Raw genomic sequence first — 257 nt, 5'->3', positions numbered from 1 at the left:
TGCATGGCGCCTGGTCACATGTGCATAGCTTCCGATCGTTCGGGCGACAAGTCCCGGCGCGATCAGGTTCCGCCGGTCGGCCGGACGAACCAGCGGGCGATCCACCGATAGATGCCGCCGCCGATGAGCGCTCCGGCGACCGGGGCCAGAATGTAGACGGTGAACCAGCCGCCTCGAGGTCCGGGAATGGCGATCTCGCCCCAGCCGAGAAAGTACGCGACCATGCGGGGCCCGAAGTCCCGAGCCGGGTTCAGACC

The 257-nt window shown here is 67.7% G+C and carries 1 pseudogene; it reads right to left on the bottom strand.

The window, feature by feature from the left end:
- Positions 1–62 precede the first annotated feature (62 nt).
- Positions 63–257: pseudogene (locus tag ACTFO6_RS19095) on the bottom strand (MIP/aquaporin family protein); the annotation flags it as partial.

This window comes from Pelomicrobium sp. G1 (genome assembly GCF_051905455.1).
In the GTDB taxonomy this organism is placed as follows: Bacteria; Pseudomonadota; Gammaproteobacteria; order Burkholderiales; family UBA6910; genus Pelomicrobium.
Note: the sequence above shows the minus strand (reverse complement) of the source record. Positions and strands in the feature narration are given on the sequence as shown.